Source organism: Nostoc sp. UCD121 (assembly GCF_014222285.1).
Lineage (GTDB): Bacteria > Cyanobacteriota > Cyanobacteriia > Cyanobacteriales > Nostocaceae > Nostoc.
Genome location: NZ_JACKZS010000010.1, coordinates 53,264 through 80,210 on the forward strand (window position 1 = coordinate 53,264; position 26,947 = coordinate 80,210).

A 26,947-nucleotide genomic window follows, 5' to 3' on the forward strand; every position below is an offset into this window, starting at 1 on the left:
TTAGATTAAGAAATATCAAGTTTTTGGCAAACTAGATTATATGTCTAATCAATTTTCTACTCAACCTTCTTTGTCTACTCAAACCTCTAGTTCATTATTTACGCTCACAGTTGCCCCGGCAAAAGTCATCCGTGGTTCTGGGGTGTTGCAAGCAGCCGCAACAGAGATTGCCTCTTTGGGAAGTCGTCCCTTAATTGTGGCAGGTGAATCAACTCTCGCCATCAGCCGAAAGAATTTGCAACCAGTTTTAGAAACGCAACAGTTACATCCTGTTCAAGCTTCATACAGTCCAGATTGCTGCGAAGCTAGCCTGAAATCTTTACAGAAGAAGGCAAAAGAACATAAAGCTGATGTGATTATTGGTGTTGGTGGCGGCAAAGCCTTAGATACAGCGAAATTACTCGCGCAGCAGTTACAGTTGCCAGTGGTGACAATTCCGACATCAGGGGCTACCTGTGCAGCTTGGAGTGCCTTGTCGAATGTTTATTCGGAAAATGGGGCGTTTCTCTATGATGTAGGACTGTCTCGTTGTCCGGATTTACTGATACTCGATTATGACTTGATTAAAACTGCACCACAACGGACGTTAGTAGCTGGAATTGGTGATGCGATCGCTAAGTGGTATGAAGCCTCTGTTAGCAGTGGGCATTTGCAAGACACTTTAATTATTGCTGCGGTGCAACAAGCAAGAGTTTTGCGAGATATCCTCTTGCAAAAGTCAGCCGCCGCTTTGAACGAACCAGGTAGTGAAGTTTGGCGAGAAGTTGTAGACGCGACTGTTTTACTCGCTGGGGTAGTTGGAGGACTTGGAGGGGCGCAGTGTCGCACAGTTGCTGCCCATGCCGTGCATAATGGTTTAACTCATATTTCAGGATATGGCAGTATTCATGGCGAAAAAGTCGCTTTTGGAATTTTGGTGCAACTGCGTTTAGAAGAAATGCTACAAGGCAATCAACTAGCAGCATCAGCACGACAACAGTTGTTAAAGTTTTATACAGAAATTGGACTACCCCAAAAATTAAGTGATCTGGGATTGGGCAATATTACATTAGGGGAGTTGCAAACAGCCGCCGAAATTGCTCTAGTTCCTAATTCTGACATCCATCGACTACCTTTTAAAGTCGCGCCAGAACAATTGATGGCAGCAATGGTTTCCACCACTGCACCTATAGATAGTAAAGATATAAATCGAGTTTCACCCAAGGGAATCAGTGACGAGGTTGAAGAATGAGTTTAAATTGGATTGTCCCAGCAGAACGCATACAAAAACTACCACCTTATGTATTTGCCCGTTTAGATGAACTAAAAGCGAAAGCACGGGAACAAGGGTTAGATTTAATTGATTTGGGTATGGGAAACCCCGATGGTGCAACGCCAGCACCAGTTGTAGAAGCGGCGATCGCAGCCTTGAAAGATCCCGCCAATCACGGTTATCCGCCCTTTGAAGGCACTGCTAGTTTTCGTCGTGCCATCACTAATTGGTATCATCGCCGTTATGGTGTGGTTCTCGATCCCGATAGCGAAGCTTTGCCATTGCTAGGTTCTAAAGAAGGATTAACCCATTTAGCACTTGCCTACGTTAACCCTGGCGATTTAGTTCTGGTTCCTTCCCCAGCTTATCCCGCCCATTTTCGCGGCCCTGCGATCGCAGGAGGCAAAATCCACAGTTTGATTCTCAAACCAGAGAATGACTGGTTAATTGATTTAGCTGCCATTCCTGATGAAGTTGCAAGACAAGCTAAAATTCTCTATTTTAACTATCCCAGCAATCCCACTGCTGCCACCGCACCCCGCGAATTTTTTGAAGAAATCGTCGCCTTCGCCCGTAAATATGAAATTTTACTGGTGCATGATTTGTGTTATGCCGAGTTAGCTTTTGATGGTTATCAACCCACTAGCTTACTAGAAATTCCCGGCGCGAAAGATATTGGTGTGGAATTTCACACCTTATCTAAAACCTATAATATGGCTGGTTGGCGCGTTGGCTTTGTGGTGGGGAATCGCCATGTAATTCAAGGTTTGCGAACACTGAAAACTAACTTGGATTACGGTATTTTTTCTGCCTTGCAAAAAGCAGCTGAAACAGCTTTGCAATTGCCAGATGTCTATTTGCACGAGGTACAACAACGCTACCGTACCCGCCGTGATTTCCTCATTGATGGGTTAGGAGAGTTGGGTTGGGATATCCCCAGAACTAAGGCGACAATGTATCTTTGGGTGAAGTGTCCCGTTGGTATGGGTTCCACAGATTTTGCCTTGAATGTGTTGCAACAAACTGGCGTTGTTCTGACTCCAGGTAATGCCTTTGGGGTTGCAGGTGAGGGTTATGTACGGATCAGTTTGATTGCAGATTGCGATCGCTTGGGTGAAGCTTTACATCGCTTCAAACAAGCGGGTATCCGCTATCAACCTGAAAGTGTAGTTTCTACATCAGGAGCGATCGCCGATCTCGTTAGTTGATTACAGGAAGAATTTCCTCCGTAAATACCTCTCTCACATATTCCATTACAATAAGTGACTGGGTATAGCCACCAACCTCTGTCTCAATTAAAGAACGCCTAATCAAGCTTTCTACAGCATCAAACAGTTTGGCTTTAGATATTGTAGGCACAATTTTACTGTGTAAGTAACCAATAGTAGTCAATTCTTGATTTATTTGTAACCAGTACATTACCTGCTGTTCCAAAGCAGAAAGGCGATGGAATTGCTGATCAAGCAAGCTGCGGATACCACTGAATACGAAAGTATTTTGCTTTAGAAAGTTATTGATATCTTTATTGAATAAGTTAATGATGGTATTGGCAGCTACCCGGATTTTTAGGGGGTTATTACTGTATAAATTGCATAATTTATATTTATCCTCATCCGTACCCAAGAGGGGATAAGATTGCACTATGAGAAAGGCTGCTTCGAGTGAGCCAAATAATTGGAGGGAGCTAACCTAACGGTTAGCTCCCTCCAAAAAATTCATTTCTACTGCTTTCTCTCTAGTAGTTAAAATTACACAGATTTTATGCTCTACTTCTGCTATTATCCGGATTAACTCAGTATATTCTTGATAATCGGAGCGATATTTACCAGTATGACCGACATCTAAGACTGTTTCTAGGTTATCTAAAATAATTAGACATCGGGAAGTACGCAGATAATAAATGAGTTTGTTGATGTCGGGTTTGGGTTCTTGATGATTGGATACAAAAGATACCAAGTCAGTTATTATCTCATCAAAGGATGGGGCTTGACGGAGCGATCGCCAAATCACAGAATCAAATTCATCCTGGATCTGTTTAGCTAGCTTGGCAGCTAAAATTGTTTTACCAACCCCACCCCTGCCGAATACTGTAAGCAAGCGACACCTATCTTGCAATATCCATGATTCTAACAGTGCCATTTCTTGGGTGCGATCGTAAAACACTGAGACATCAACCGCAGTTCCCCAGTCTTGGTATTTGTTCCTTTTTAATTCCTGTGTATTGATACTTTTTTTGAGAGAGCTAGGCTCAAAATCAGGAGTGGAAATTTCTCTCCAATCTAGGTTTAATTTCCGACATATTTCTTCAAAGGTTCCATACAGAACGGGTTTACAATTGAGGAATCTACTAATTGTGTCTATGGATAATCCCGTTTCATAAGCCAAGGATTTTTGGGTGGGATATCCATTCTCAGACAGTGCAATTTTGACATACTTAATTCTCTGATGATTTACTCTTAATGAGCGTGGCATTAATTTTCTTGTTATTTTACTTTGTAAGTATCTAATATAAAAACCTTGAGATTTTATCAAGTTTATGTAAAGTTTTCGCTGCATCGGATTTTTCACTGAATTACAGCACTTCCTGCTGCTGTGAGGTACAGATACTTGGGATGCTATTAGTAGTCTGTCAAGCTAGTAATGAAAAGTTACTACGAACTTTCTTACCCATCAATTTAAACTTGAAAGACTATTAACACAGATAAACAATAATTCGAGCAATTAGTGTACCTCATAACTTCGGGAAGTGCTGTAAACCTAATTCTGATGTATTAGATGGGGATGTATTGGGGACAAACCAAACATCTATCTCACGAACTTCGCTTTTAACATCTTTGCTGGTTTCTACTTTACCTAAAGAGGTTAACAACTCCTCTAGATATTCCTTGGCAAATTGGTCATGGGGTTGTCGAGTCATGAGATTATGAATGTCAGCATTGTTAATTTTGCAGTAATTAGTATTTTTTCATATCCGGGAATAATATTTTAATGAATGCAAAGGTTTAGGGACTTCCGGTAAAAAAACATCCCATCTCTGCATTTGGGTAAGGGCGCAAGGCCTTGCACCCCTACTGTGTGGTCTATTTACCTGAAAGCTGAAAATTATCCTGATTAACAGACATAAGCAGTGTAATTACTAAATACAGAGTGTTCTATAAGTTACAACACTAGTTGATTTGGTATAAACAATTTTATGTTGTCTGATTTAGATTTAGTTAGAGAGTTCGTATGCAACTCTATCCAGAAAAAAGATATTTTATTGGCAAATCGTTCCTTAACAGCACAAACAATTTATAGTACTAACCATCTGGCAACAAAGGCTGAAGGTATAATTGCCACTGCCCAAATAAATACCACACAAACAGAATTCTTGCTTTTGTCTAATTCATCCCATTGGGAATTACTGAATCAGGCTTTGCCAGAATATAATTATCTCCTTAAAGGAAACATAGATAGTCGTGGTTTCTATCTCTATCAATACTGCCAAATCCCTCAAAACTATAGCTTGCAATGTACTAAATCTGTCCTTTTATGGCGAGCTTGGTGGAAATATCGCAAGAATACTTTACAACTAGGAATTCCATCGGGTCTTTTAATCCAGACAAGAGATTCATGGTATCCAATCCTAGATTTAACCATTAGTAAGGGACTGCTGTATGTAAAAACTTTAGGAAGTGAGATAGAAATTCATGCAGATGACCTAGTGATTTGGTTAAGCAAAATTGAAGCAAATTCTCAAAATTAGTTATTACTCCCGGTTCGCTTATTTTTTTTGGAGTTCGAGAAATTGCCGAAAAACAGAAAATCTAGGTGTAGCAATGGTTTTAGCCATTCCTCTAAATTTACGTTGAACTACCACCCTGCTCTAAAAACTCTATTTTTATGCGATCGCACAAAGTCGGAATTAGAGTACATTTGTATTATAAGGTAGAACCCCTATTAAATCGTTCAGCTTTTTTCTAACTCAATTTAAAATGGGCGAACCGGGAGTTATTAGTCAAAAACTTCACCTCTCCCTACCCCTGATAAATCAGCTACAACTATAAATTAGATTAGCGATCGCACGAACTAATTTAGCTGGTTCTACAGGTTTGGTGATATGCTGCCCAAACCCGGCGGCAATTGCCTGTTGGTAGTCAGCCTCACCAGCATAAGCTGTAAGAGCGATCGCGGGAATTGTCCCTCCTTGTTCTGCTGACATCGCTCTGATTTGACGCATCAGCATATAGCCGTCTATTTCCGGCATTCCAATGTCGCTTAACAGCAAATTTGGTTGGAACTGAGGCATAGTTTGTAATGCTTCCACAGCCGATGCTGCCTGATTTACCACCGCGCCAGATTGCTCCAAAATGAAAGCAATTAACTCTCGCGTATCACGCTCATCATCCACAAGCAGAACTTTCACCCCATTTAGATTGGGTAAATCATCAGGTTGTATACGAATCTGGTGGCTATCTGGGTGAATCTTGATTATCGGTAGCATAACTGTAAAAGTTGCTCCCTGTTCTTCGCCTAAACTTTCTGCCTTAACTGTGCCCCCATGTAGCTCGATGATATGACGAACAATAGCTAATCCTAATCCCAATCCCCCGAATTTTCTGGTAGTTGCACCATCAGCTTGTCGGAAGTAGTCAAATACGAATGGTAAAAAATCTGGGCTGATTCCCTTACCTGTATCACTGACTCGAAGTTGAACCTGAGAACCAACAGACTGTAAACTAATTTCTACCTCTCCACCTTGGGGCGTAAACTTAATCGCATTGGAAAGTAAATTCCAAATAACTTGCTGCAAGCGACCAGAATCACCAGTTACTAGGAATTTTGCATCGCACCTTTGGGGTGCTGGAAGCGTAACTTGGATTTGGGATTTGAGATCGTCAGATTGGTTGTTAAAATCGATAGATTCTAAATTTCCGTGAGAATTTTCTAATCCGAAATCGTTCGACTGAGCGTTCGCGTAGCGTCTCGGAGAGAAGCCGTTCGCGTAGCGTTCCGCAGGAAAGTCTAAAATCGTAAATTGCAAATTGATAGATTTGGCTTGGGCGGCTAGACGCACAGTTTCTATTGCAGCTGCGATCGCAGTTTCCAGATTTACAGGAGCAATATTCAAACTCAGTTTACCTTGCAATATACGAGAGACATCTAGCAAGTCTTCAATTAATTGAGTCTGAAGCTTGGCATTGCGCTCAATAGTTTCGAGAGCGCGAGTAGTGGTTGCTTCATCATACTTTTTAGTTTGCAGTAACTTTGACCATCCCAAAATCGGGTTTAGCGGCGTGCGAAGTTCGTGGGAAAGAACCGCCAAAAATTCATCTTTAATCCGGTTCGCTTGGATCAATTCTTCTTTACGTCGCTGTAACGAAGTCATTAACTCGGCGCGTTCCAAAGCAACCGCCACCTGATCGGAGGTTGCTTGCAGTAGAGAAATTTCCCCAGAGGTAAAGTGAGTACGGGTGCGGCTGGCGAAGGAGAGAACACCAAGCAGTTTTCCCTGAGCAATTAAGGGTTGACCTGCATAAGCTGTGACTTGCAAAAACTGGAGGAGGCGGATGTGGGCATTTGGATGAGTAGAGTTAAGTACATCATTGATGACAATTTGACGGCGTTCTTGCGCTATTAGCCCACACATTTCTTGATTAAATTCCAGGTATTCAATTGCTTGAAATACTTCATCACTGATGCCGTTCCAAGCAACTAAACGAAGTTTCTGCTGATTTTCGTGTGTCTCAATTAGATAGTGGAAGTAAAAATGCAAATCCATTTGCGCCGAAAGTTTATTAAACAAACTGTTCATTAAATCCAACGGACGCTCGGTTGAGAGCAAATCACTGGTGGTTTCAGAGAGTAGTTTGAGTCTTTCACTGCGCTCTTGCAAAGCAAGTTCAGCAAGCTGGCGTTCACGAAGGATGCGTTCGCGTTCGGTGATGTCAACTGCAACCCCTCCTACTAGACGTTGCCCTGTCGCATCGGCAATGGGAAATTTATATACCAAAAATTCCCCTAGAGTGCCATCTGTGCGTGGGGCAGACTCGATGGCTTCAACAACCTGATTCGTCTGGGCAACTATTCTAATGTTATCAAGGAAGGGTTGAGCGATTTGGGCTGGATATAGGTCAAAAATGTTTTTATTAATCGCTTTTTTTGTTGCTACATCAAATATCCTTAGATAAGTCGGACTAAGGTAAAGTACACGCCCGTCTGCATTGGTAATCCATGCGGCGGCGGGAATATTGTCCATAAAAGCTTGAAATTGCTCTTGACTCTGACTCAGCGCTTTTTTAGCTTGCTTGAGATCGCTAATATCAAGAATAAATGCAACTGAGTTCTGCCGAGATTTTCCTAAAAGCGAGTAGCCAACTACAACTGGGACAATAGAACCATCTTTGCGAATACATTCCTTCTCATAAGGTGTACAGGTTCCCTTTACTGTTGCCTCGGCAATAGCCAGTTCATCTAAATATTGATACTCAGGGAGAGTTATATCAGTCCACCGCAATCTCCCAGCTTTGATATCTGCTTGGCTATAGCCTACAATTCTCAAAAACTCGTCGTTGGCTTCGGTGATTTTACCATTCACATCGCCAAAGATAATGCCAACTATATTTGCTTTGACAAAACTCCTGAGTCGTTCTTCACTTTCTTGCACTGCTTTCTCTGCTTGCTTGCGTAAGCGAAGCTCGTCATAAATATCGCTAATATCTGTAGTGCTGCCAACTATGCGTAGTGGTTTTCCATCAGCATCCCGTTGCACCACTATTCCCTGATCCAGTACATAGACGTATTGGTTATCTTGCTTACGAATGCGATACTCAGCAGTGTAGCGATCGCTATTTGCCAAAGCGATGGCCGACTCCTCTTCTACGCGCTGCAAATCCTCTGGATGGACAAGTTCTCGCCACCAATTACCTGTTGGTTCTGCAATATCGAGAGAATAACCCAAAATTCGGGTTAACCCATCAGTTCTTTCAACGGTATCCTGTTCTACATTCCAGTCATAAATGAGACAGTTAACCGCAGATGCTGCTAACTGAAAACGCTCGTTAGCTAACCTCAGACGTTCTTCCTTCTCGTGCAAGATTTGTTCGGTTTGTTTGCGTTCGCTCAAATCAATAACAAAGCCAATCACAGTTTCTTCACTGTCTTCCAGGAGGACAGAACCAAGCAAAACGGGCACTCTTGTGCCATCTTTGCAGATATATTCCTTCTCAAAGGGTTTACAGACTCCGGTTGTTCTTAGTTCTTCTACCGAACGCTCACTCAATAAAAGATACTCCGGTGGAGTAATTTCACGCCACTTCATTTGGTTAGCCGCCAAATCTTCTCGCGTATAGCCGACCATTTTCAGAAAAGCATCATTGGCCTCTATGATGCAACCGTTTTTCATCTCGGTGACAATAACTCCAATAATGTTGGATTCTACCAGTCGACTAAACCGCATTTCGCTATTTTGCAACAATTTCAGGCTTGTCTCGGCCTTGCGTCTGGCAGTTCGCAACTCTGAAGAGAGGGCGGTAATTAAGAAGGATACTAGCGAGAATGTGGTTAATTGTACTAAGACGTTCAGGCTGAGAAAATCGAACGAGTAGACTGGCTCCAGCAAAAAATATAGCGCAGTTATAACAGATAATGCGATCGCTAATACTCCAAGTCTCATGCCGCCGTACCAGGCGCTGACTGCCACAGCAGCATAAAATAATGTAAATACGCTCGGTTCAAAAACTGGTAGCAATAGTTGCGTCAACAGCAGCGCCGCTATAACTGCCAGAATCGTCACACCATAAGTTAGTAACCAAGAGCGCATCATCAAAAATTTTTCGGATACTTTCAGCATCATCTTAAGAGTCCTCCCGTTGCTCCGCTTTGAGGAGATACTCGTTCAGTAGTCTTTTCCCAGGTTCGCCCATCTTCTGTAACATTTCTTCAATCAGCTTTAGTGCCATCTGCGAAGGCACTGTAGATCCGTTTTCCCAGCGATTGACTGTTCGCAGGGAAACTCCCAACTTGGCTGCAAATTTTTCCTGAGAAAGATCCAGTTGCTGCCGAAGTTCACGGATTAAATCCGAAATTTTTAGTGGCTTTTTTAGTTCCATAATAGGAAGATTAGGACAAGTGTCTTGCCATCTGGCTCCAACTTGAGGAAGAATTTAAATAATCATTAGTTGTTATCAATTTCATCTTTTGGTGAAACACCAATATCATTTATTAGTCTTAATTACTTATTATTCACTGATTTAACTCCTCTGCCACAGTTCTGATGAATGCTCACTGTCGTAAGGTTATGCGACCTAAGAAGCTAACTATAAAATAAATATTAAATTTTATTGCTGTGTGATGCCAAAATAGTATAATACTCCAGCAATTTGATTATTTTCAAGCATTACGCATTCCTGCAAATTTATAGAACGTTAAATTGCTATGCTTCATACACAACTTAGTTTTTTACATTATAAATATTCTCTTGAGCGGAATAAGAGAATAAAGAAACTAACCGCATTAGCACAACGTTTTCAGAGGGAAGATAGTTATAAAGGGTTTGTGCCTTATACCAATTTTTTATGAAGCTGCATAGAATTCGATCCCCCTAGCCCCCCTTATTAAGGGGGGAACCGGAAAAACATCTATCAAAGTCCCCCTTAAAAAGGGGGATTTAGGGGGATCAAGATATGTGCAACTTCACATTAAATTGGTATTAGTTCCGTGAATTTTTGAAAAATTGGGATGCTCCCAACGTAATTGCTGCTTGCTTATTCCAACAGGATAATTTCTCTAAAGCTCTTGTCAGTAGTGTTTGAGATGCCCTTAACCTGAGTCAGATACCAAGGGCAAAACTATAAAGCTATAATGCACTTTTAATCAAATGTTTGCCTGAACTTTAACCATTTTGATTAATCAACACTCCCAAAACCTCCTCGATACTCAACTGGAAAATGCACCAGGTGAAAGCTATATATTTAGCTGGTTTGATTGGTTTTGTCTTTGGTACCCTCCAGGCTGGCTAATTTTATTTAACCGCCATTGGCAGCACTATCATACCGATACAGACGGTTGGAATTGGCTAGAATATGGATTATTTTTAATTCCTGGCGGATTTTATCTAGCGATGCTGATTCGCTGGTTGCGTCTTGGTTTCCGTTCACCCCGAAAAGAACTTGGTGAATTTGATCCCAAATATCAACAAGCTTTTCGCAAAGAAGTTCTCGGCCCCATTGTCAAATACTATTTTCGGGGAGAATTAAAACAAGTCGAAAACCTGCCGCAAACAGGGCCATTGATTGTGGCAATGAATCACGCAGGGATGAGTTTTCCTTGGGATTTTTTGACTGTGGGTTATTTATTAAGTGAAGCTAAACAATGGGTGGTACAACCCGTAGCAAGCCCAGCATTATTTGATCATCCTTGGGTTATTTGGTGGCTACCACCTAAATGGTCGCAGGTTTTGGGTGGTGTGCGAGCCGAATTAGATAATTTTGAGGCAGCTATCGCCCAAGATAAAATTCTCTTATATGCGCCTGAAGGTATCCGTGGCCCTCGGAAAGGTTGGAAAAGACGCTATCAACTAGAAAAATTTGATGTGAGTTTTGTTAAGTTGAGCGATCGCTATCATATTCCCATTCTCCCAGTAGTTTGCATCGGGAGTGAGTTTTTACATCCTTGGGCTGTTAATTTCCAGAAATTGCAACGGCTAGTGAAATTACCATTCTTACCTGTATCGCCTTTGATGTTTGCCTTAATTCTGTTTCCTTCAATGGGAATTTGGGCAATGAGAACTCGCCTGCGTTACTATATTCAGCCTTTGGAACCAGCAGAATTACACAATTCAAACAAAGGGCGAATAATAGCTTATCAGCAAGCACAACAATTACGAAAAAAGCTGCAACTTAAAATTAATTCAGAGACTATTGATCGAGTAAATCTATCTTAAGTAGTGATTAGATGTAGGTTGGGTGGAGGCTTTGCGTAACCCAACATTCTGATATATAGGATTACTATTTGATTTTTGAACGAAATTAGGTGTTGTAGAGTGTGTTAGAACGGAGTTCGTAACGCACTATTATCAAGGCTTTGATGCGTTACGCTGTCGCTAACACATCCTACGTATATTTTCAGAAATCAAACCGGATTCCTATATGTTGGGTTGCGCTCCGCTTCACCCAACCTACAATTTTTTTTGCAACATTTTAGCCTTCAGTTGTTGAAATAAATTTAATACTATCAATGGATTTAAGTCAATCTTTTAGTAGTAATTTATTTAATTATTAAATTGATTTTTCCATAATAAAATTTGTCAGCTTTTGCCCTCTCCGTTCCACCTCTTGCTGTTTCACAACAATAAAATTCTGGCTTTCAAAAAACGGTTTAGCTGTAATACTAGCTTCTGTAAATAACCTTTCAATTCCTAAAGCTTTTGCTTTGGATTCAAGCTGCTCTAGGATTTTTTTACCAATCCCTTTCCTTTGAAAATCTTTATGACAGTAAAAACGGTCAATATGTCCATTAGCCTCTAATTCCCCAAAACCGATAATTTTACCATTCTCCTCTGCTACATAAGTAAACTTACTTGATAAACCTTTAATCCAAAGGTCAATATCCATATTTGCTGGTGCCCAAGCATCTACTTGTTCTTGTGTGTAATCATGAATATTCACTTCATGAATAGTGTCATAGAACAACTTCATAATTTCTTCGGTATCAGCTATTTGGTATATTCTTAATCTCATTTTGTCAAAAATCAAATTTGAGTCCTAAAAAATATTATCAGCACTGACTAGTTTTTTGCCCTTATACAGTAGCATAACTTACGCAAATGTAGAGGTAGCATAAATATGCCTTTGTTTCTAAGTAAATTACCCCTAAGTGCGTGTAGTTTTGCGTAAGTCCTAATCAGAATTCCTCAGATTAAATCTCGTATAAAAAATTTATAGTACAAATATACTAATTTGCTGCTAAAATGCCTTAAAAGTCAGCTAGCCTTACTTGAGGTAGTATGAAAAAAATCTTAGACACGGACAAAAAGCCCATTTTGCTGAAGGTCTCGCTGTTGCAGCCTACACCTGTAACTACTGCAATAGTGCCACTGCAACCCCAACAGGAAAAAATCATCAGTGAACGGGAGCGTTTGATAACACAAGTAGAGCGCATCAATCAGATGGCAGGAGAGTTGGAAGCCGCGATATTGGAGTTGAAAGCGATCGCTAATTCACTGAATAGCCAAAAACGTTACCCACTCTTGAAGAAGGAACTAGGTAAACAAATTTGTCAGTATTTCGCAATTAGTGTCCCTTGGGTGAAACGAAAACCTGACGAATCATTTATTTTGACAACGCGAAAAGTTGATTTATTCCGAGCCGAAAGGGAAGCCGCACTGCTAGCACAGCAACTTCGTCAGCAAACTAAAAAAAGATTAGCATCGCAGCGACACAGAAAAAACAAGAATGGGGCGGAGACTGACACAAGACACTTTTGCAAAAAGGCATTAGTCAACAAATCTTAAAATTATCAACATTCAACGGCAGTTCACGCCTGGGGTTGTAACAGTTATGCTGATTGAAGTGGCAGAAGGAACTTCTTCGTTAAAATTGCTAAATACTACACTGCCATTGCTAATCGCCACCAACTATGGTTGCAATTAGGCAACACTGCCCTAATATTTGCACTTCCGTAAACCAGAGTGCAACATCAGGGACAATCAATCAGCGCACAGAAGAGGTAAAAAGAAGGTGTTAAAGACACTTTTAGTAATTGCCGTTGGTTTTTTACCGTCCCTGATTTCTCTGTGGGCGATCCGCAAAACCCATGCGCGATCGCGCCTACGGATGAGGCAAGCAGCCATGAATTTTTCAGTAGTGCAGGGACGGCAAAACCTTAGACCGGTTGACAGCGATCGCTATTATCTAGAAGGGGTAGGTTATTTAATTGGCGACATCAGCTGCAAATTTAATGCCCGCTCTGGCTATATGCGTTGTGCTGTCAATCCCGATGGCCCATGTAACGGTTGTCGTCACTACGAACCTAAAGGATTACCTGGTAGCGAAAAAGGGGTTTAAAAGTGCTTACTTAGGATTCAACCAAACTGATGGGGAATGATAAAATCATTACTAATTATAATAATTTGTATTTAGAAGCACTTTGAATATTTGTCTTTGCATGGTGAAATAAGAATGATTTAATAGAATTCGTGCAAAAGTATAAATCTGCGTCATTTTGTTTGTAGATTATGAACATTACTGTGAGCTTTTGCCGAATATCTAATAACTACATGATTATTTAACGATGAACAACGCGATCGCTCAGACAACAGCATTATTATCAACTTGCGCTTTGCTACTAACAGGCTGTGGTGGTGGCGGTAGCACTGTGACAAATACTCCAAATAGTAATCCAAATAACACTACTAACACCGCCCAGACAACGACTACATCGGGGACGATTCCCATCGGTATTGCCTTAGCACAAACCAGCAACGTAGCATTACTCGGTCAAGAAGGATTTGTGGGAGCCAGAATTGCCGAGAAGTATTTCAATAGTAAAGGTGGTATTAATGGCACTCCGATTAAATTGATACCCCAAGATACTAGCGGTGATGAAGCTGGAGCAATTAACGCTTTTCAAACTTTAATTAACAAAGATAAAGTTGTCGGTATTGTTGGCCCTACTTTGTCACAACAAGCTTTTAGTGCTGACCCCATTGCGGAACGTGCTAAAGTTCCAGTTATTGGAGCATCAAATACCGCAAACGGAATTCCCGAAATTGGTGATTATGTAGCTCGTGTATCTGCACCTGTCTCTATAGTTGCCCCTAATTCGCTGAAAGCTGCACTAAAACAGAATCCTCAAATTAAAAAAGTAGCAGTTTTTTACGCCCAAAATGATGCATTTAATAAATCAGAAACAGAGATTTTTCAAAAAGCAGTTAAAGAACAAGGGCTAGAATTAGTAACAGTTCAAAAGTTCCAAACTACTGATACAGACTTTCAAGCCCAAGCTACCAATGCAATTAACTTAAAACCAGATTTAGTAATTATTTCGGGGCTAGCTGCTGATGGTGGTAACTTAGTGCGGCAACTGCGGGAGTTGGGTTATAAAGGCATAATTATTGGTGGTAATGGTCTAAATACACCCAATGTTTTATCAGTTTGTAAAGCCCTTTGCGATGGTGTGTTGATTGCTCAAGCTTACAGTCCTGAATATCCTGGTGAGATTAATAAAATATTTCGTCAAGCCTATATTGAGCAATATAAGAAAGAACCAGCCCAATTTACTGGTCAAGCTTTTGCGGCAGTGCAGGTTTATGTTGAAGCTCTTAAGGAGTTGGATAAAAAAACCAAAATCAGCACGTTACCTCTTGATAAACTGCGGACAGAATTGAACAAGCAAATACTAGCTGGAAAGTATAATACACCTTTAGGTGAAATTGCTTTTACACCAGTAGGTGATGTGATTCAAAAAGAATTTTACGTCGCCCAAATCAAAATGGATAAAGATGGGAATACTGGAAAATTTGTATTTATAAAATAGTTGCAACATGGATATCACTCTATTTCTGCAACAATTTTTGAACGGATTATCTATTGGTAGTATCTATGCAATTTTTGCATTGGGATATACCTTAGTTTATTCAATTTTGGGCATCATTAATTTAGCTCATGGCGCGATTTTTACCTTGGGTGCATATTTCACTTATGCACTCATGGGTGGTAACTTTGGATTTAATGGCTTGCTAGCTAATGCAGCCTTGCCAATAAAATTGCCATTTGCTATAGCCTTGATTTTAGGAAGTACCTTAGCGGGATTGATTGGGGTAGTAATGGAACGGGTTGCTTTTCAACCTTTGCGTCGTCAAGGATCTGATCCATTATTAACTGTTGTTTCCAGCTTGGGGGTAGCAGTGGTAATTGTGAACTTAATCCAGTATTTAGTCGGCGCAGAAAGTTACACATACCCCGCCGATACTTATGGGAATTTACCACCTTCGATTAATTTTGGTACTCCAGAAAAGGAAATTCCTATTCGCACCGTTCAGATAATAATTTTTGCTGTATCAGTTGCGATTGTGGCAATTATTACCTATTTTATCAATCGAACTAAGTATGGTAAAGCAATGCAGGCGATCGCAGAAGATCCGACTACAGCCAGTTTGTTAGGTATTAATAGCGATCGTTTTATCATCCTCACATTCTTCATCAGCAGTTTCTTAGCAGGATTAGCAGGAACCTTAGTCGCCTCTAGTGTTAGTATTGCTGGCCCATATTTCGGCATCGCTTTTGGGTTGCGGGGTTTAGCAGTAATTGTCTTAGGTGGTTTAGGTAGTATTCCCGGCGCAGTTTTAGGAGGATTACTCATTGGATTAGTTGAAGCTTTTGTGCCGGCAGAATATTCCGGTTACAAAGAAGCTGTAGCCTACGGAATATTATTTATCATGTTGTTAGTTAGACCCCAAGGCTTGCTAGGTCGTCGGTTTATTCAAAAAGTTTAAAGAGACGTAGCGCGATGAAAACATACACCAAACAAAAATTAACTTTCGATCAATTTTTGGAACAGTGTCCAGAAGAAGGTTTATATGAACTTGTGGATGGAGAAATTGTAGAAGTGCGTGCAACTAGAAATCATGATGATGTCGCTGATTTTATATTGTTGAGTTTCAATGAGGAAATTAAACGTCTAAATCTGAATTACGTAGTAAAAAACACAGCAGTTTTAAAAACCATAACTGCCAATGGAATCGAACAAGGACGCAAGCCTGATGTAAGTGTCATAGATAAAGATGTATGGCGCTCAAATCGTTCTGCTTATTCTGCACTTGAAGAACCCATCCAGCTAGCTATCGAGGTAACATCAACTAATTGGGAAGATGACTACATTGATAAATTAGATGAATATCAACGGTTAGGTATTACAGAATATTGGATTGTAGATTATTTGGCAATTGGTTCTAGAGAGTATTTGGGAAATCCTAAAGTTCCGACTGTGTTTGTTTTTTTATTAGATGCCGAGGGTAAATATCAACGCACATATTTTAGAGGTTCCGAACGAATTGTGTCACGAACTTTTCCTGAACTGGCGTTAACAGCAGAGCAAATATTAACAGCTTAATACAAGTGATAGCTTAATAAAAATATTATACAATGTCTGAATTTTTCTCTACTTATGAATCACCAATAGTCTACATGGTATTGGAGGCTTTATTAGGATTATCGCTTTATTTACCCCTAATGGCTGGACAATTATCTTTAGCTAGTCCTGGGTTTTATGCTTTAGGTGGATATATTGCAGCGATTTTATCTACAAAAGTTTTAATATCTAGTAATACTTTATTTCCTATTGCATTACTTTTAAAACTTTTTCCATCTAGTAATAATTTATTTCCCATTCCATTACTTTTATTAGAAATGTTGATTGCTGGTTTAATCTCTGGTATATTAGCTGTAATAGTGGGAATTCCGGCATTAAGGTTACGGGGAATTTATTTAGCGATCGCAACTATTGCTTTTGTAGAAGTTTTACGAGTTGTATCCTTAAATTTAGATATTACAGGCGGTGCTGTAGGAATTTTTGGGATTCCTCAACCATTTCAAAGCCAAATCGAATATTTGTGGATTGCTGTACCATTCCTGTTAGTTAGTATGGTATTATTTTACCGTTTAGAACGTATTCGTACAGGTAGGGCATTCATTGCTATCCGCGAAGATGAATTAGCTGCCAGTGCAATGGGAATTAACCCCACTTATTACAAAGTTTTAGCCTTTACTCTCGGAGCAATTCTTGCCGGGATGGTAGGTGTCATCAGCGCTCATTTTCTCAATACTTGGAATGCTCGACAAGGTACTTTTGATGCTAGTATTACCTATTTAACTATCGTGTTAATTGGTGGTTCTAGAACTTTTTTAGGTTCGGTAGTCGGTGCGATTGTATTGAAAGTATTATTAGAAATTATTTTACGAAGAATCGCCGATATAGCAGGATTACCCAATTGGTTAGCCCAATTTTTAAGAGATGGTAGATTAATTATTTATGGTATATTAATAGTTTTAGGAACTATATTTTTTCCCCAAGGATTTGTAACTCCAGATATTTTGAAAAAGTGTAAAAAGCTATTAATAAAATCAATTTCAAAGACATCCAAGCAGACAAGATAACAAATAACCAATGACCAATGACAAGTGACAAATGACAAATAACATTGTTTTAGAAGCCAAATCACTAACTCGCCGTTTTGGGGGTTTAGTGGCGGTGAATAATGTATCTTTTACAATCAATCAACATGAGATTTTTGGATTAATTGGCCCTAACGGTGCTGGAAAAACAACACTGTTTAATTTGATTACAGCTTTTATTCCCCTTTCTAGTGGAGAGTTGCGCTATCAAGGTGCTAATATTTCCCAATTACGTCCCCATCAAATTGCCGGTTTAGGAATTGCTCGGACTTTTCAAAATATTCGCTTATTTGGTGAATTGTCAGCGCTAGAAAATGTAATAATTGCCCGACATTTAGATAATAAAAGTAATCTATTAACAGGAGTTTTGGGATTACCACCAGCGCGTCGGGAAGAGAAAAAAAGCAGGCGAAAAGCTTTACAATTACTAGAGATGGTGGGATTGAGCGATCGCGCTGACGAAAAAGCCAAAAACTTCGCTTATGGCGATCAGCGTCGCCTGGAAATTGCCCGCGCTTTAGCCTTAGAACCGCAAATATTACTCCTCGACGAACCGGCGGCGGGGATGAACCCCAACGAAAAGCAGCAACTGAGTGAATTTATCCGCAGTCTGCGAGAACAGTTTAATTTGACAATTGTGCTGATTGAACACCATGTACCCTTGGTTATGGGTTTGTGCGATCGCATTGCCGTGTTAGATTTTGGACAGTTGATTGCTTTGGGTGAACCATCTATAGTTAGAAACGACTCAGCTGTAATTGAAGCTTATTTGGGTAATGAATGATAACTAACTTGAGAATTACAAAATCTGTTGCAATTCCTCAATAGTATTTGCAGTCACAACATTTCGTAAAATTGTCTTCAAACGCTCCAAATCCTGAATCTGATTAATCTGTGGCATTAATTGTAAGCCGCGATCGCTAAATTTCAACTCTAAATTAATTTCAATCGCAGAAAGTATTCCTTGTAGTTCCCCGCTTGCTTTCCCGCGTGCTTCTCCTTCGCGTAAAATTTCTTGATACCAAGGTGACTCACGTAATACAGACATATCCCACCTCATGATTTCTTGAACGAGCGTATTCTCTAAAACAAACGTAGCAAAAAAAGCTAGAACTGTTTCCAGTTGGTTTAGTTGTTCATCAGCACGGAGAATTTGCAATGCTTCTCTAATAATAGATTCATTTTCACCACCTTTGAGAATGGGTACAAATGGCAGTAACGATGGTAAGGGTTGTTGAAAAGCAATATTGACATCAATTTCCCACAGGTTAATTACCCGATAATCTTGTATTGCCCGTAATCCTGCAATATTTGATGCAAAGCTTGTGGGTATTTCGTTGTTACCACTTTTAAGAATATTGATCAGAACGGGATATGTTGGTAAGTTATATTTTTCTTCTGCAAGTGCAGCATAAGCACGCATCCGACGTGGCATTTGGGATTGATAGCGTAATTGCAATTCGTTGAGAAGCAAAAACTCTCCATGCTGGGGACTACTAACACGGATTAAAACATCACTTTCCCGGCTAATCCACTGAAATTCACTATTTAGAATTTCCCCAGCAACAATATCAGGAATCTGCGTTACCCATCTTACCCAGTTATTGGGTGCGAGGCTGATTAATTTTTTGGTACTGACATCAGCAGGCTTCGTCATTAAGGTATAGATGCACTCAGTAAGTGAGATTTATGGTAACTTGAAATTTAGCATTACACGCAGAAAATGTTTATCAAAGCGCATCAGTGAAATTTAAGCAGACAAAATTTTTATAAAATCTTCTAAAGAATTTACTGCGATCGCACTATCCATTAGAATTTCTAATTGTTCTACATTTTTGCCCTCAAGCCTTACTTCCACCTCATGGGTAATTTCGCCAAAGCGTTGTTCCAATACTCGGATTAACTGCCGTCGCGCACCCTCTTGAATACCTCTTTGCTCAATCTCGTGATACCAAGGCGATTCTCGCAATACTGCCATATCCCACCTCATGATTTGCTGCACTAAAGGCGTGTCTAAAACAAAGCTAGCAAAAAACGCCAGCAATGATTCTAATTCGTTCAACTGTCTATCTGCTCGTAGCGCCTGTAGTGCGCGTTGCACAACTGATAACTCTCCCCCTCCTCGCAGGATTGGCACAAAGGGTAACAACGATGGTAGTGGTTGCTGAAACACTATTTCGGCATCGATTTCCCACAAATTAATCACGCGATAATCTTGGATGGCACGTAATCCCAAAAATTCCTGTTCGTAACTATTGACAATAGTTAAGGTGGATGAGGGCGGTAAAATGTTGATTAGTACTGGGTAAGTTGGCAATCGGTAGCGTTCTTGTGCCAAGGCAGCATAAGCTCTCATCCTTAGAGGCATCTGTGCTGTATAACGCAGTTGTAGTTCATTTAATACCAGAAAATCCCCGTGAGTGGCGCTATATGCCTTCACTAAAACATCTGTCTCCCGGCTGATCCAGTGAAATTCAGAACCGAGAATTTCTTTCGCCACAACTTCAGGACGCTGTGTCACCCACTGTACCCATGCATCGGGAGCTAAATTAATTAGTCGCTTGCTACCAATATCTGCTGCTTTTGCCACAGGACGCTTAATATATTTATCAGTAATTAATCGTACATTATAAAGATTGCAGTATTGTGGCGTTGGTTTTTAAGTTTAAGCAATGTCTACGATAGGGTACATTGATGCACTCTTTTAAGAAATGTATGATTGATGTATGTTAGGTTTTGAATCAACATTTCTGGATGTAAACCGCCGATGAAAGCCGATAGTAGACCAAACTACACAATTTTAGAAGTTCAAGAACTTGATGTTAATTATGGCGGTATTCAAGCTCTGAAAAAGATTAATTTAATCATTCAAAAAGGCGAGGTAGTTACTCTAATTGGTGCTAATGGTGCTGGTAAAACTACTACACTCCGTGCCATATCTAAAGTAGTTAATTCTAAGAGTGGCGTAATTTTATATAATGGACATAATATTACCCGCCGCCAAACTCACGAGGTTGTACAACTTGGTATCGCCCATTGTCCTGAAGGACGTAGAGTATTAGCAAGGCAAACAGTATTTGATAACTTACTTTTGGGTGCTTATATTCGCTCCAATCAAGCGGAGATAAAAGCAGATATTCAGCGTCAATTTGAGCTATTTCCACGTTTGTCACAAAGACGCAATCAACTAGCAGGAACCCTCAGTGGTGGCGAACAACAAATGTTAGCGATCGCACGGGCTGTCATGAGTAAACCACAACTTTTACTTTTAGACGAGCCTAGCTTAGGTTTAGCACCTGCGATCGTCCGGGAAATCTTCTCAATTATTGAAAATCTCCGTGCTACAGGCGTGACTATTCTGTTAGTTGAACAAAACGCTAATTTGGCATTACAAATTGCCGATCGCGGTTATGTCTTGGAAGCTGGTTCTATTACTTTATCAGGCGCAGCATCAGAATTAATTAGTGATGAGCGAGTTAAAAAAGCATATTTGGGGTAATTAATTAAATTAAAATTTGCGAGGTACAAACAGATGGTAAAATCACCAACTAAACCGCTAACTTTAGAAGAGTTTTTAAAATTACCAGAAACAAAACCTAGCTCAGAATACATCAACGGTCAAATTCTTCAAAAGCCAATACCTCAAGGAAAACATAGCAAATTACAGGGTAAGTTAGTCACAGGTATAAATGAAATAGGTGAAAGTCAAAAAATTGCCCTTGCTTTCCCAGAATTGCGATGTACTTTCGCCGGACGTTCGATTGTCCCCGATGTTGCTGTGTTTGCTTGGGAACGCATTCCCTTAGATGAACGTGGAGAGGTAGCAAATGTTTTTCACACATATCCAGACTGGACAATTGAGATTCTTTCGCCAGATCAAAGCCAGACTAAAGTAACCGGAAATATTCTACATTGTTTAAAACATGGTAGTCGTTTAGGTTGGTTAATTGATCCAGGCGATCGCTCTGTTTTAGTTTATCCACCAAAGCAGCAACCAGAACTTTTACAAGAAGAACAAGAAATATTACCAGTTCCCGATTTAGTTAGCGGCTTTCAATTAACTGTAGGGCAATTATTTGGATGGCTGAAGTTATAAGCAATTGTATTGTATAGATATAATATCTGGCTTTATGTCATTTATAGAGAGATTTAATCAGCTTGCAGCCATTCTTTCTCAGGAACTGGGTGTGCAAACAAAGTATATTACTCTTAATACACGGCTTCGGGAAGATCTAAAAATAGATGGCGATGATGTTGATGTACTATTTTGTAAAATCGTTGAACAGTTTGGCGTAGATTGGCAAGGATTTGTTTTTTACCGCTACTTCCATGAAGAACCACATTTATTTTCTTTACTTTTTGAATCTTACTATCGCAAACGTTACGGTACGCTCAAAACAATTACCATCAGCCATCTACTATCAGTTATTGAGCGTGGAGTTTGGTTTGAACCGTCCCAATCTGGTACTTACATTTAAATTCATTACACAATATTAACTAATTTATACTGATAACTTTTCCAAATCATTTATATTATTACAAATTATTACAAATAATGTTTTATATTAATATTTGCAGCCCTCCTTGCAGATATCTATATATTTGTTTAGCGGGGAATTCTATTCACCGGAATAATTCAACCCATGAGTCAAATAGTCTGGATAGCAAGACACGCTAACCGCCTCGATTTCGTAAACCCCGATTGGTTTCTCACCGCCGAACGACGCTACGATCCGCCCTTGTCTGATGATGGTATGGTGCAGGCACAACAGTTAGCTAGACGATTGAAAAAAGAAAATATTAGTCATATTTTCGCTTCCCCTTTTCTGCGAACCGTACAGACGGCAAATGCAGTTGCAGAATTGCTCAACCTGCCAATTAAATTGGAAACAGGTTTGAGTGAATGGCTAAATCCAGTTTGGATGACAGAAGAACCCGAAAGACTCTCAACTCCAGCATTAGCAAAATTATTCCCCAGAATTGACACCAGCTATACTTCGCGCATCGCCGCCAAATATCCTGAAACTCACGAAAAAGTGCGAGAGCGTTCTGGGCAAACTGCCAGATGTTTAGCTACTGAGTTCTTTCCAGAGGATATCCTGCTAGTAGCACATGGGGCATCTGTATTGGGGGGAGCAATGGGGCTAGTGGGAGAAATTGCCAAAACAGAAGTCAAGGCTTCTTTATGTTCGTTGGTAAAAGTGGTACGCGAAGATCCAGAGTGGTTATTAGAACTAACGGGAGATACTTCCCATTTAACCCACATAGAAGAAGTTATTCGATTTGCTTAAACCTCTGATAGAGATTTGTGTTCATAGGTTCTGCTAGGTTGGGTATATCCTACAAATTAAGTCATTAATCCGCGAATAAGTTCTATGACATTGTTACTAGCAGGAGACATCGGCGGTACGAAAACTATTCTGCGATTGGTTGAAACATCAGATTCACCAGCTTTACATACTATTTATCAGGAAAGTTACCACAGTGCTGATTTTCCCGATTTAGTACCCATAGTGCAGAAGTTTTTGGTCAAAGCTAATACACCAATACCAGAAAAGGCTTGTTTTGCGATCGCAGGGCCTATTGTCAAAAATACTGCCAAACTAACCAATTTAGCCTGGTTCCTAGATACCGAACGTTTAGAAGAAGAATTGGGTATCCCACATATTTCTTTGATTAACGACTTCGCCGCCGTTGGCTATGGCATTTCAGGTTTACAAAAGCAAGACTTACACACGTTGCAAGTTGGCAAACCTCAACCCGACACCCCTATTGGAATTATTGGTGCTGGTACTGGTTTAGGACAAGGATTTTTAATTAAGCAGGGAAACCAATATCAAGTTTTTCCCTCAGAAGGTGGACACGCTGACTTTGCCCCTCGAAACGAGATCGAGTTTCAATTGTTGAAATACCTGCTGGATAAACATGATATCCAACGCATTTCTGTAGAACGGGTAGTTTCTGGAATGGGAATTGTGGCGATTTACCAATTTTTGCGCGATCGCAAATTTGCCGCCGAATCACCAGATATCGCCAAAATCGTCAGAACTTGGGAACAAGAAGCCGGACAAGAAGAGAAAAGTGTCGATCCCGGTGCTGCTATTGGTACTGCTGCATTGCAAGGTAGCGATCGCCTTTGTGAACAAACCTTGCAATTATTTATAGAAGCTTATGGTGCAGAAGCTGGCAATCTCGCCCTTAAACTCCTACCTTATGGTGGCTTATACATCGCTGGTGGGATTGCGCCTAAAATTCTCCCCTTAATTCAAAATAGCGGTTTCTTGTTAAACTTCACCCAAAAAGGCAGGATGCGCCGCCTCCTCGAAGAAATACCTGTGTATATTATCCTCAACCCGCAAGTGGGGTTAATAGGTGCTGCTTTATGCGCTGCTAGGTTATAACAGCTAGCATCATCAGTGAGATTAGCATCTCAAAAGGTAAAACTTATGACAGTTAAAAGTCTGTTACCGTTAATCGCCGCCACCTTTATCTGTGGTGGTTCTATTCTCGTGGAAGCGCGTCAACCTAAACCTCCGGCGGTTATTGTCAAACCAGCCGTCCCTAAAATCGTGCAGCCACAATGGAAGGTATACACCGCTCCAGATGGTCGCTTTACTATTTTGATGCCGGGAAGACCCAACAGAAATACCGAATTCCAAAAAACTTATATGGGGGAAATTACCTTAGAAATATTTGCCGCACAACCGCCAAAACAGGAAGTAGCATACATAGTTGTTTACAATGATTTTCCTTATAGTTATGGTAAAATAACTGACCCACAAGCTGTACTGAATAATGCACGAGATATGGCTTTAAAGACTACGAAAAGCAATTTAATTAGTCAAAGAAATATTCGTAGTTATAATAATCATCCTGGCAAAGAAATTGAGTACATCAATTCTGGAGGAAAAATCACTAAAAGTAGAATGTATGTTGCCGAAGGAAGGTTATATCAAGTAATGGCAATAACTACAAAAAAACAGCAGAAGACATTAGCTAAAACTATTACTGGGTATTTAAATTCATTCAATCTAGTTTTGAAAAAGTGAATTGAAGAAGAATTCTGACTCCTGAATTCAGGAGTCAGAATTCAGGAGTCAGAATGGGCTAAACCTTAGCTATCCGCTAACAGGAGTCAGAATCAAGACGCGCCACTCGAATACTCGCTAACGCGGACTCGCTAACGCTTCTCTACGAGACGCAACGCGTTCGCTATCAGTCGGGGATTCAGACCCGCGACTTTCTTATTGACCACCAAATTTTCTTGTTTTGTGGGGGTCTTAAACCCGATTATTCAGATGCTCTCTACGAGACGCTAAAAGCGTAGCTTGCTTCTCTGAAAGAGTACGCAGACTCGTTAATGCTGCGCTATCCGCTTTTTCGTTCAGAATTCATTCTGAATTCTGTTCGATAAAAAATCTTGGATTTTCGCTAATAAGATTTTTCCATTAACTCCTAAATTCTGCTCTATTTTAATTATTTAATTTTTTTAGTTCATGTCATGCAATTTATACGCTACTCAACCGCTTACTCAAACATGATTTCTAACACTAGGATGTCATACTAAAAATGATTAGCAAATTATACACAACCAAGTGAAATAAATGGCTGATATTATTGATCGTGCCGTTAACGCTGGTTCTTTTAGTACCCTAGTTGATGCAATTAAGGCTGCCAATCTTATAGATACTCTCAAAGGGGTTGACTCATTTATCGCCTCTGCATCTACAGATCAAGCATTCGCAAAGCTTCCAGTCGGTACTGTAGAGACATTGCTTGAAAATATTAATAAGATACAGGAACTCCTGACGTATCACGTTGTTTCCGGTAAGGTGATGCCCATAAAGCCGATTGAAGGTTCAAGTTTTAAAATTGACCCTTTCAATAGTTTCAATGCAGATTATAATTCACAGGCTCAAAATCCGATGCTGCTGATGATAACTGTGTCATCCACATCATTGTTGATTCCTCGATAAATATATAGATAGATAGCGAATCAATACGGTTCGGTTAAGAGAAGAGACGCGATAAATCGCCATCTCTACAAAGGACTGCCATTTATAGCGTCTTTGTGATCTATAACTTTCATCAAAAAACTTTATCCGAACCGTATTGGATGGCGAATAACATCTGTGAGGTAGAAACTATTTATAGTCATTACCTCATTACTATCTATATATATTTTAAGTAGCTCAAATTTTCTTAGATATTAGACCTCTATCCTAAGCTCGACTTTATCCAAAATTAAGAACTTGGCTTTTTGGCAAATACTTTTTCTATATCACTGATTATCGATCAAGTCCAAAAACTAAAACTACTGTCCTACAAAGGTTTCAGCTTAAGCGTTCGTGCAACGACTCCGCAGGAGTATCGCGTTGTGAAAAAAATGGATAAAGTCGAGCTAAGAGGAGAGAGGCTTTGAATTACCTGTAAGGAGACATGGAGAGCTATATTTCACTCTTTTAAAGTTGTTTCACTTAGGCAATATTTTAGATAACAAGATTATTCAATACCACTTGGTTAAGAATATTAGTAGGTTGGTTTTTGTTCCTAAACTCAACCTAAATATTTTACTTTTTAGGTTTAACCAAGAAGTATTACAGTATTATTTATCTTCAAAGTTGCCTGATTAATAAAAACAACATCAGCTAAATAAATTCAACAATCGAGTGGTTGCAAATGAAACATTTATTAACGAGCCAGAAGAATTTGATTGCTGGCTTCAGCCAGAATAATATATCTACAGAAATAAGTCAATCTATGAAGGAAAAGTATACTTGTCTTTGCTGTTCAAATGCTTTACTACGTCACGTGAATTCAGGGGGAGCTTACTGGCGTTGTAGCTCCTGCTATCAAGAAATGCCAGTGTAGAAAACAGAATCAAGAATGTCCTTAATCAAGTTAAATTAATCATTGGTATCTCTCATGAATTTATTTCAATCTAATCAATCAGAGTTTGCCTGGTGGGTAGAAATTAACACTACTGTTCCGCTCTGTACTTATTACTTTGGCCCTTTTGATAGTGAAAAAGAGGCACAACTTTATAGAAGCGGCTATGTTGAAGACTTATATCAGGAAGAAGCCAGAGACATCATTGCGGTGGTCAAGCAATGTCAGCCTGATGACTTGACGATTTTTCATGAGAAAGCAGAAGTCCAAATATCTAGTTTTTGAAGCCCATCTCGCAGATATTTTGCTAAAAGAGGTTTTTCAATAATATAACTGGTTGCATAATTTTGAGGTATAAGCTCTACTACTTGCTTAAGCAAGTTTGGGAAGTCTTCTGCTTGTTCACCTAATGCAGTTCTACCAAGCCACATCAAAGCTATGACCTCTACTTTTTCTTCTTCGGAGAATTCATGAATATATTTTTGCAGGATATTTATTGAACATCTCCCTGTAATATTTAAATCCTCTAAATAATAAGACAATTTATCTATAAATGTTTCTGGTTGTTTTGTTCTAGCAGAACCAATTGTTCCATAGATTAATTCAGCCATATCAATAATTTTATATATTTTGTTAATTGACAATAAACTCATAT

At 39.8% G+C, this 26,947-nt stretch carries 28 protein-coding genes; 19 read left to right on the plus strand and 9 right to left on the minus strand.

The genetic code is table 11. The features are described 5' to 3' along the window. The first annotated feature begins 40 nt into the window (after positions 1-40). Positions 41-1,231, plus strand: coding sequence for an iron-containing alcohol dehydrogenase family protein (locus GNF10_RS03925; protein WP_185586199.1), 1,191 nt, complete (start codon positions 41-43; stop codon positions 1,229-1,231). Further along, on the plus strand, positions 1,228-2,460 hold the full coding sequence (locus tag GNF10_RS03930) for an aspartate aminotransferase (RefSeq protein WP_185586198.1): 1,233 nt from the start codon (positions 1,228-1,230) through the stop codon (positions 2,458-2,460). The genes GNF10_RS03925 and GNF10_RS03930 overlap by 4 nt, the downstream gene beginning before the upstream one ends. Here the strand turns inward: GNF10_RS03930 and GNF10_RS03935 are convergent. The 3 genes from GNF10_RS03935 to GNF10_RS03945 form a co-directional block, all read right to left on the minus strand. Then, a complete protein-coding gene (locus GNF10_RS03935) occupies positions 2,453-2,893 on the minus strand; it encodes a hypothetical protein (protein WP_185586197.1) in 441 nt (146 codons plus the stop codon). The two genes, GNF10_RS03930 and GNF10_RS03935, sit on opposite strands and share 8 nt — an antisense overlap. Positions 2,894-2,941: 48 nt before the next feature. After that, positions 2,942-3,724 (minus strand): NB-ARC domain-containing protein, encoded by a 783-nt coding sequence (locus GNF10_RS03940; protein ID WP_185586196.1) that lies wholly within the window; start codon positions 3,722-3,724, stop codon positions 2,942-2,944. A 259-nt stretch (positions 3,725-3,983) separates the two neighbouring features. After that, complete coding sequence (locus tag GNF10_RS03945; protein ID WP_185586200.1) at positions 3,984-4,169, minus strand: hypothetical protein; 186 nt, start codon at positions 4,167-4,169, stop codon at positions 3,984-3,986. A gap of 276 nt (positions 4,170-4,445) precedes the next feature. On the opposite strand from GNF10_RS03945, the gene GNF10_RS03950 reads away from it, so the two are divergent. After that, the gene (locus GNF10_RS03950; RefSeq protein WP_185586195.1) at positions 4,446-4,997 is read left to right on the plus strand and encodes a hypothetical protein; all 552 of its coding nucleotides are present in this window, start codon (positions 4,446-4,448) and stop codon (positions 4,995-4,997) included. Positions 4,998-5,282: 285 nt separating this feature from the next. Here the strand turns inward: GNF10_RS03950 and GNF10_RS03955 are convergent, their stop codons facing one another. Together GNF10_RS03955 and GNF10_RS03960 are read right to left on the minus strand one after the other, a co-directional pair. Then, complete coding sequence (locus tag GNF10_RS03955) at positions 5,283-9,086, minus strand: PAS domain S-box protein (protein WP_185586194.1); 3,804 nt, start codon at positions 9,084-9,086, stop codon at positions 5,283-5,285. A gap of 1 nt (position 9,087) precedes the next feature. Then, positions 9,088-9,342: a DNA-binding transcriptional regulator gene (locus GNF10_RS03960; RefSeq protein ID WP_114082362.1), complete on the minus strand. Its 255-nt coding sequence runs from the start codon at positions 9,340-9,342 to the stop codon at positions 9,088-9,090. A gap of 791 nt (positions 9,343-10,133) precedes the next feature. On the opposite strand from GNF10_RS03960, the gene GNF10_RS03965 reads away from it, so the two are divergent. Further along, the gene (locus GNF10_RS03965) at positions 10,134-11,174 is read left to right on the plus strand and encodes a 1-acyl-sn-glycerol-3-phosphate acyltransferase (protein ID WP_185581915.1); all 1,041 of its coding nucleotides are present in this window, start codon (positions 10,134-10,136) and stop codon (positions 11,172-11,174) included. A 334-nt stretch (positions 11,175-11,508) separates the two neighbouring features. Here GNF10_RS03965 and GNF10_RS03970 read toward each other — a convergent pair whose 3' ends face one another. Next, the gene (locus GNF10_RS03970) at positions 11,509-11,970 is read right to left on the minus strand and encodes a GNAT family N-acetyltransferase (protein ID WP_185581916.1); all 462 of its coding nucleotides are present in this window, start codon (positions 11,968-11,970) and stop codon (positions 11,509-11,511) included. A gap of 266 nt (positions 11,971-12,236) precedes the next feature. On the opposite strand from GNF10_RS03970, the gene GNF10_RS03975 reads away from it, so the two are divergent. From GNF10_RS03975 to GNF10_RS04005, 7 genes are all read left to right on the plus strand, one after another. Further along, on the plus strand, positions 12,237-12,743 hold the full coding sequence (locus GNF10_RS03975; RefSeq protein WP_185581914.1) for a hypothetical protein: 507 nt from the start codon (positions 12,237-12,239) through the stop codon (positions 12,741-12,743). A 226-nt stretch (positions 12,744-12,969) separates the two neighbouring features. Then, a complete protein-coding gene (locus GNF10_RS03980; RefSeq protein WP_114082607.1) occupies positions 12,970-13,296 on the plus strand; it encodes a DUF6464 family protein in 327 nt (108 codons plus the stop codon). A 226-nt stretch (positions 13,297-13,522) separates the two neighbouring features. Beyond that, complete coding sequence (locus GNF10_RS03985) at positions 13,523-14,767, plus strand: ABC transporter substrate-binding protein (protein WP_185581913.1); 1,245 nt, start codon at positions 13,523-13,525, stop codon at positions 14,765-14,767. A gap of 7 nt (positions 14,768-14,774) precedes the next feature. Further along, positions 14,775-15,725: a branched-chain amino acid ABC transporter permease gene (locus GNF10_RS03990; protein WP_163927698.1), complete on the plus strand. Its 951-nt coding sequence runs from the start codon at positions 14,775-14,777 to the stop codon at positions 15,723-15,725. A 14-nt stretch (positions 15,726-15,739) separates the two neighbouring features. After that, entirely contained in the window at positions 15,740-16,342 is a 603-nt protein-coding gene (locus GNF10_RS03995; protein ID WP_185581912.1) for a Uma2 family endonuclease, read from the plus strand. A 32-nt stretch (positions 16,343-16,374) separates the two neighbouring features. Then, complete coding sequence (locus tag GNF10_RS04000) at positions 16,375-17,385, plus strand: branched-chain amino acid ABC transporter permease (RefSeq protein ID WP_185607117.1); 1,011 nt, start codon at positions 16,375-16,377, stop codon at positions 17,383-17,385. 31 nt (positions 17,386-17,416) lie between these two features. Next, a complete protein-coding gene (locus GNF10_RS04005) occupies positions 17,417-18,187 on the plus strand; it encodes an ABC transporter ATP-binding protein (protein ID WP_185580219.1) in 771 nt (256 codons plus the stop codon). Positions 18,188-18,202: 15 nt separating this feature from the next. On the opposite strand, the gene GNF10_RS04010 is transcribed toward GNF10_RS04005, so the two are convergent. Both GNF10_RS04010 and GNF10_RS04015 read right to left on the minus strand, forming a co-directional pair. Further along, on the minus strand, positions 18,203-19,060 hold the full coding sequence (locus GNF10_RS04010; protein WP_185580218.1) for an Rpn family recombination-promoting nuclease/putative transposase: 858 nt from the start codon (positions 19,058-19,060) through the stop codon (positions 18,203-18,205). 93 nt (positions 19,061-19,153) lie between these two features. Next, on the minus strand, positions 19,154-19,993 hold the full coding sequence (locus GNF10_RS04015; RefSeq protein ID WP_185580217.1) for a DUF4351 domain-containing protein: 840 nt from the start codon (positions 19,991-19,993) through the stop codon (positions 19,154-19,156). 177 nt (positions 19,994-20,170) lie between these two features. On the opposite strand from GNF10_RS04015, the gene GNF10_RS04020 reads away from it, so the two are divergent. The 8 genes from GNF10_RS04020 (at position 20,171) to GNF10_RS04055 (ending at position 26,577) form a co-directional block, all read left to right on the plus strand. Then, complete coding sequence (locus GNF10_RS04020) at positions 20,171-20,902, plus strand: ABC transporter ATP-binding protein (RefSeq protein ID WP_185580216.1); 732 nt, start codon at positions 20,171-20,173, stop codon at positions 20,900-20,902. Between the two features lie 33 nt (positions 20,903-20,935). Further along, entirely contained in the window at positions 20,936-21,499 is a 564-nt protein-coding gene (locus tag GNF10_RS04025) for a Uma2 family endonuclease (RefSeq protein ID WP_185580214.1), read from the plus strand. Between the two features lie 34 nt (positions 21,500-21,533). Further along, on the plus strand, positions 21,534-21,881 hold the full coding sequence (locus tag GNF10_RS04030; RefSeq protein ID WP_185580212.1) for a DUF1493 family protein: 348 nt from the start codon (positions 21,534-21,536) through the stop codon (positions 21,879-21,881). A gap of 165 nt (positions 21,882-22,046) precedes the next feature. After that, positions 22,047-22,694 (plus strand): histidine phosphatase family protein, encoded by a 648-nt coding sequence (locus GNF10_RS04035; protein WP_185581868.1) that lies wholly within the window; start codon positions 22,047-22,049, stop codon positions 22,692-22,694. A gap of 84 nt (positions 22,695-22,778) precedes the next feature. Then, a complete protein-coding gene (locus tag GNF10_RS04040) occupies positions 22,779-23,804 on the plus strand; it encodes a glucokinase (protein WP_185581869.1) in 1,026 nt (341 codons plus the stop codon). 45 nt (positions 23,805-23,849) lie between these two features. Then, positions 23,850-24,452: a hypothetical protein gene (locus GNF10_RS04045; protein ID WP_185581870.1), complete on the plus strand. Its 603-nt coding sequence runs from the start codon at positions 23,850-23,852 to the stop codon at positions 24,450-24,452. A gap of 555 nt (positions 24,453-25,007) precedes the next feature. Further along, positions 25,008-25,379 carry a fasciclin domain-containing protein gene (locus GNF10_RS04050; RefSeq protein WP_185581871.1) on the plus strand — a complete coding sequence of 124 codons (372 nt, stop codon included), beginning with the start codon at positions 25,008-25,010 and terminating at the stop codon, positions 25,377-25,379. 949 nt (positions 25,380-26,328) lie between these two features. Continuing rightward, positions 26,329-26,577: a DUF1816 domain-containing protein gene (locus tag GNF10_RS04055; RefSeq protein WP_185588033.1), complete on the plus strand. Its 249-nt coding sequence runs from the start codon at positions 26,329-26,331 to the stop codon at positions 26,575-26,577. Here the strand turns inward: GNF10_RS04055 and GNF10_RS04060 are convergent. Next, positions 26,541-26,947: DUF3775 domain-containing protein (locus tag GNF10_RS04060; RefSeq protein WP_221644631.1), on the minus strand; the 407-nt coding region annotated here is incomplete at its 5' end. The two genes, GNF10_RS04055 and GNF10_RS04060, sit on opposite strands and share 37 nt — an antisense overlap.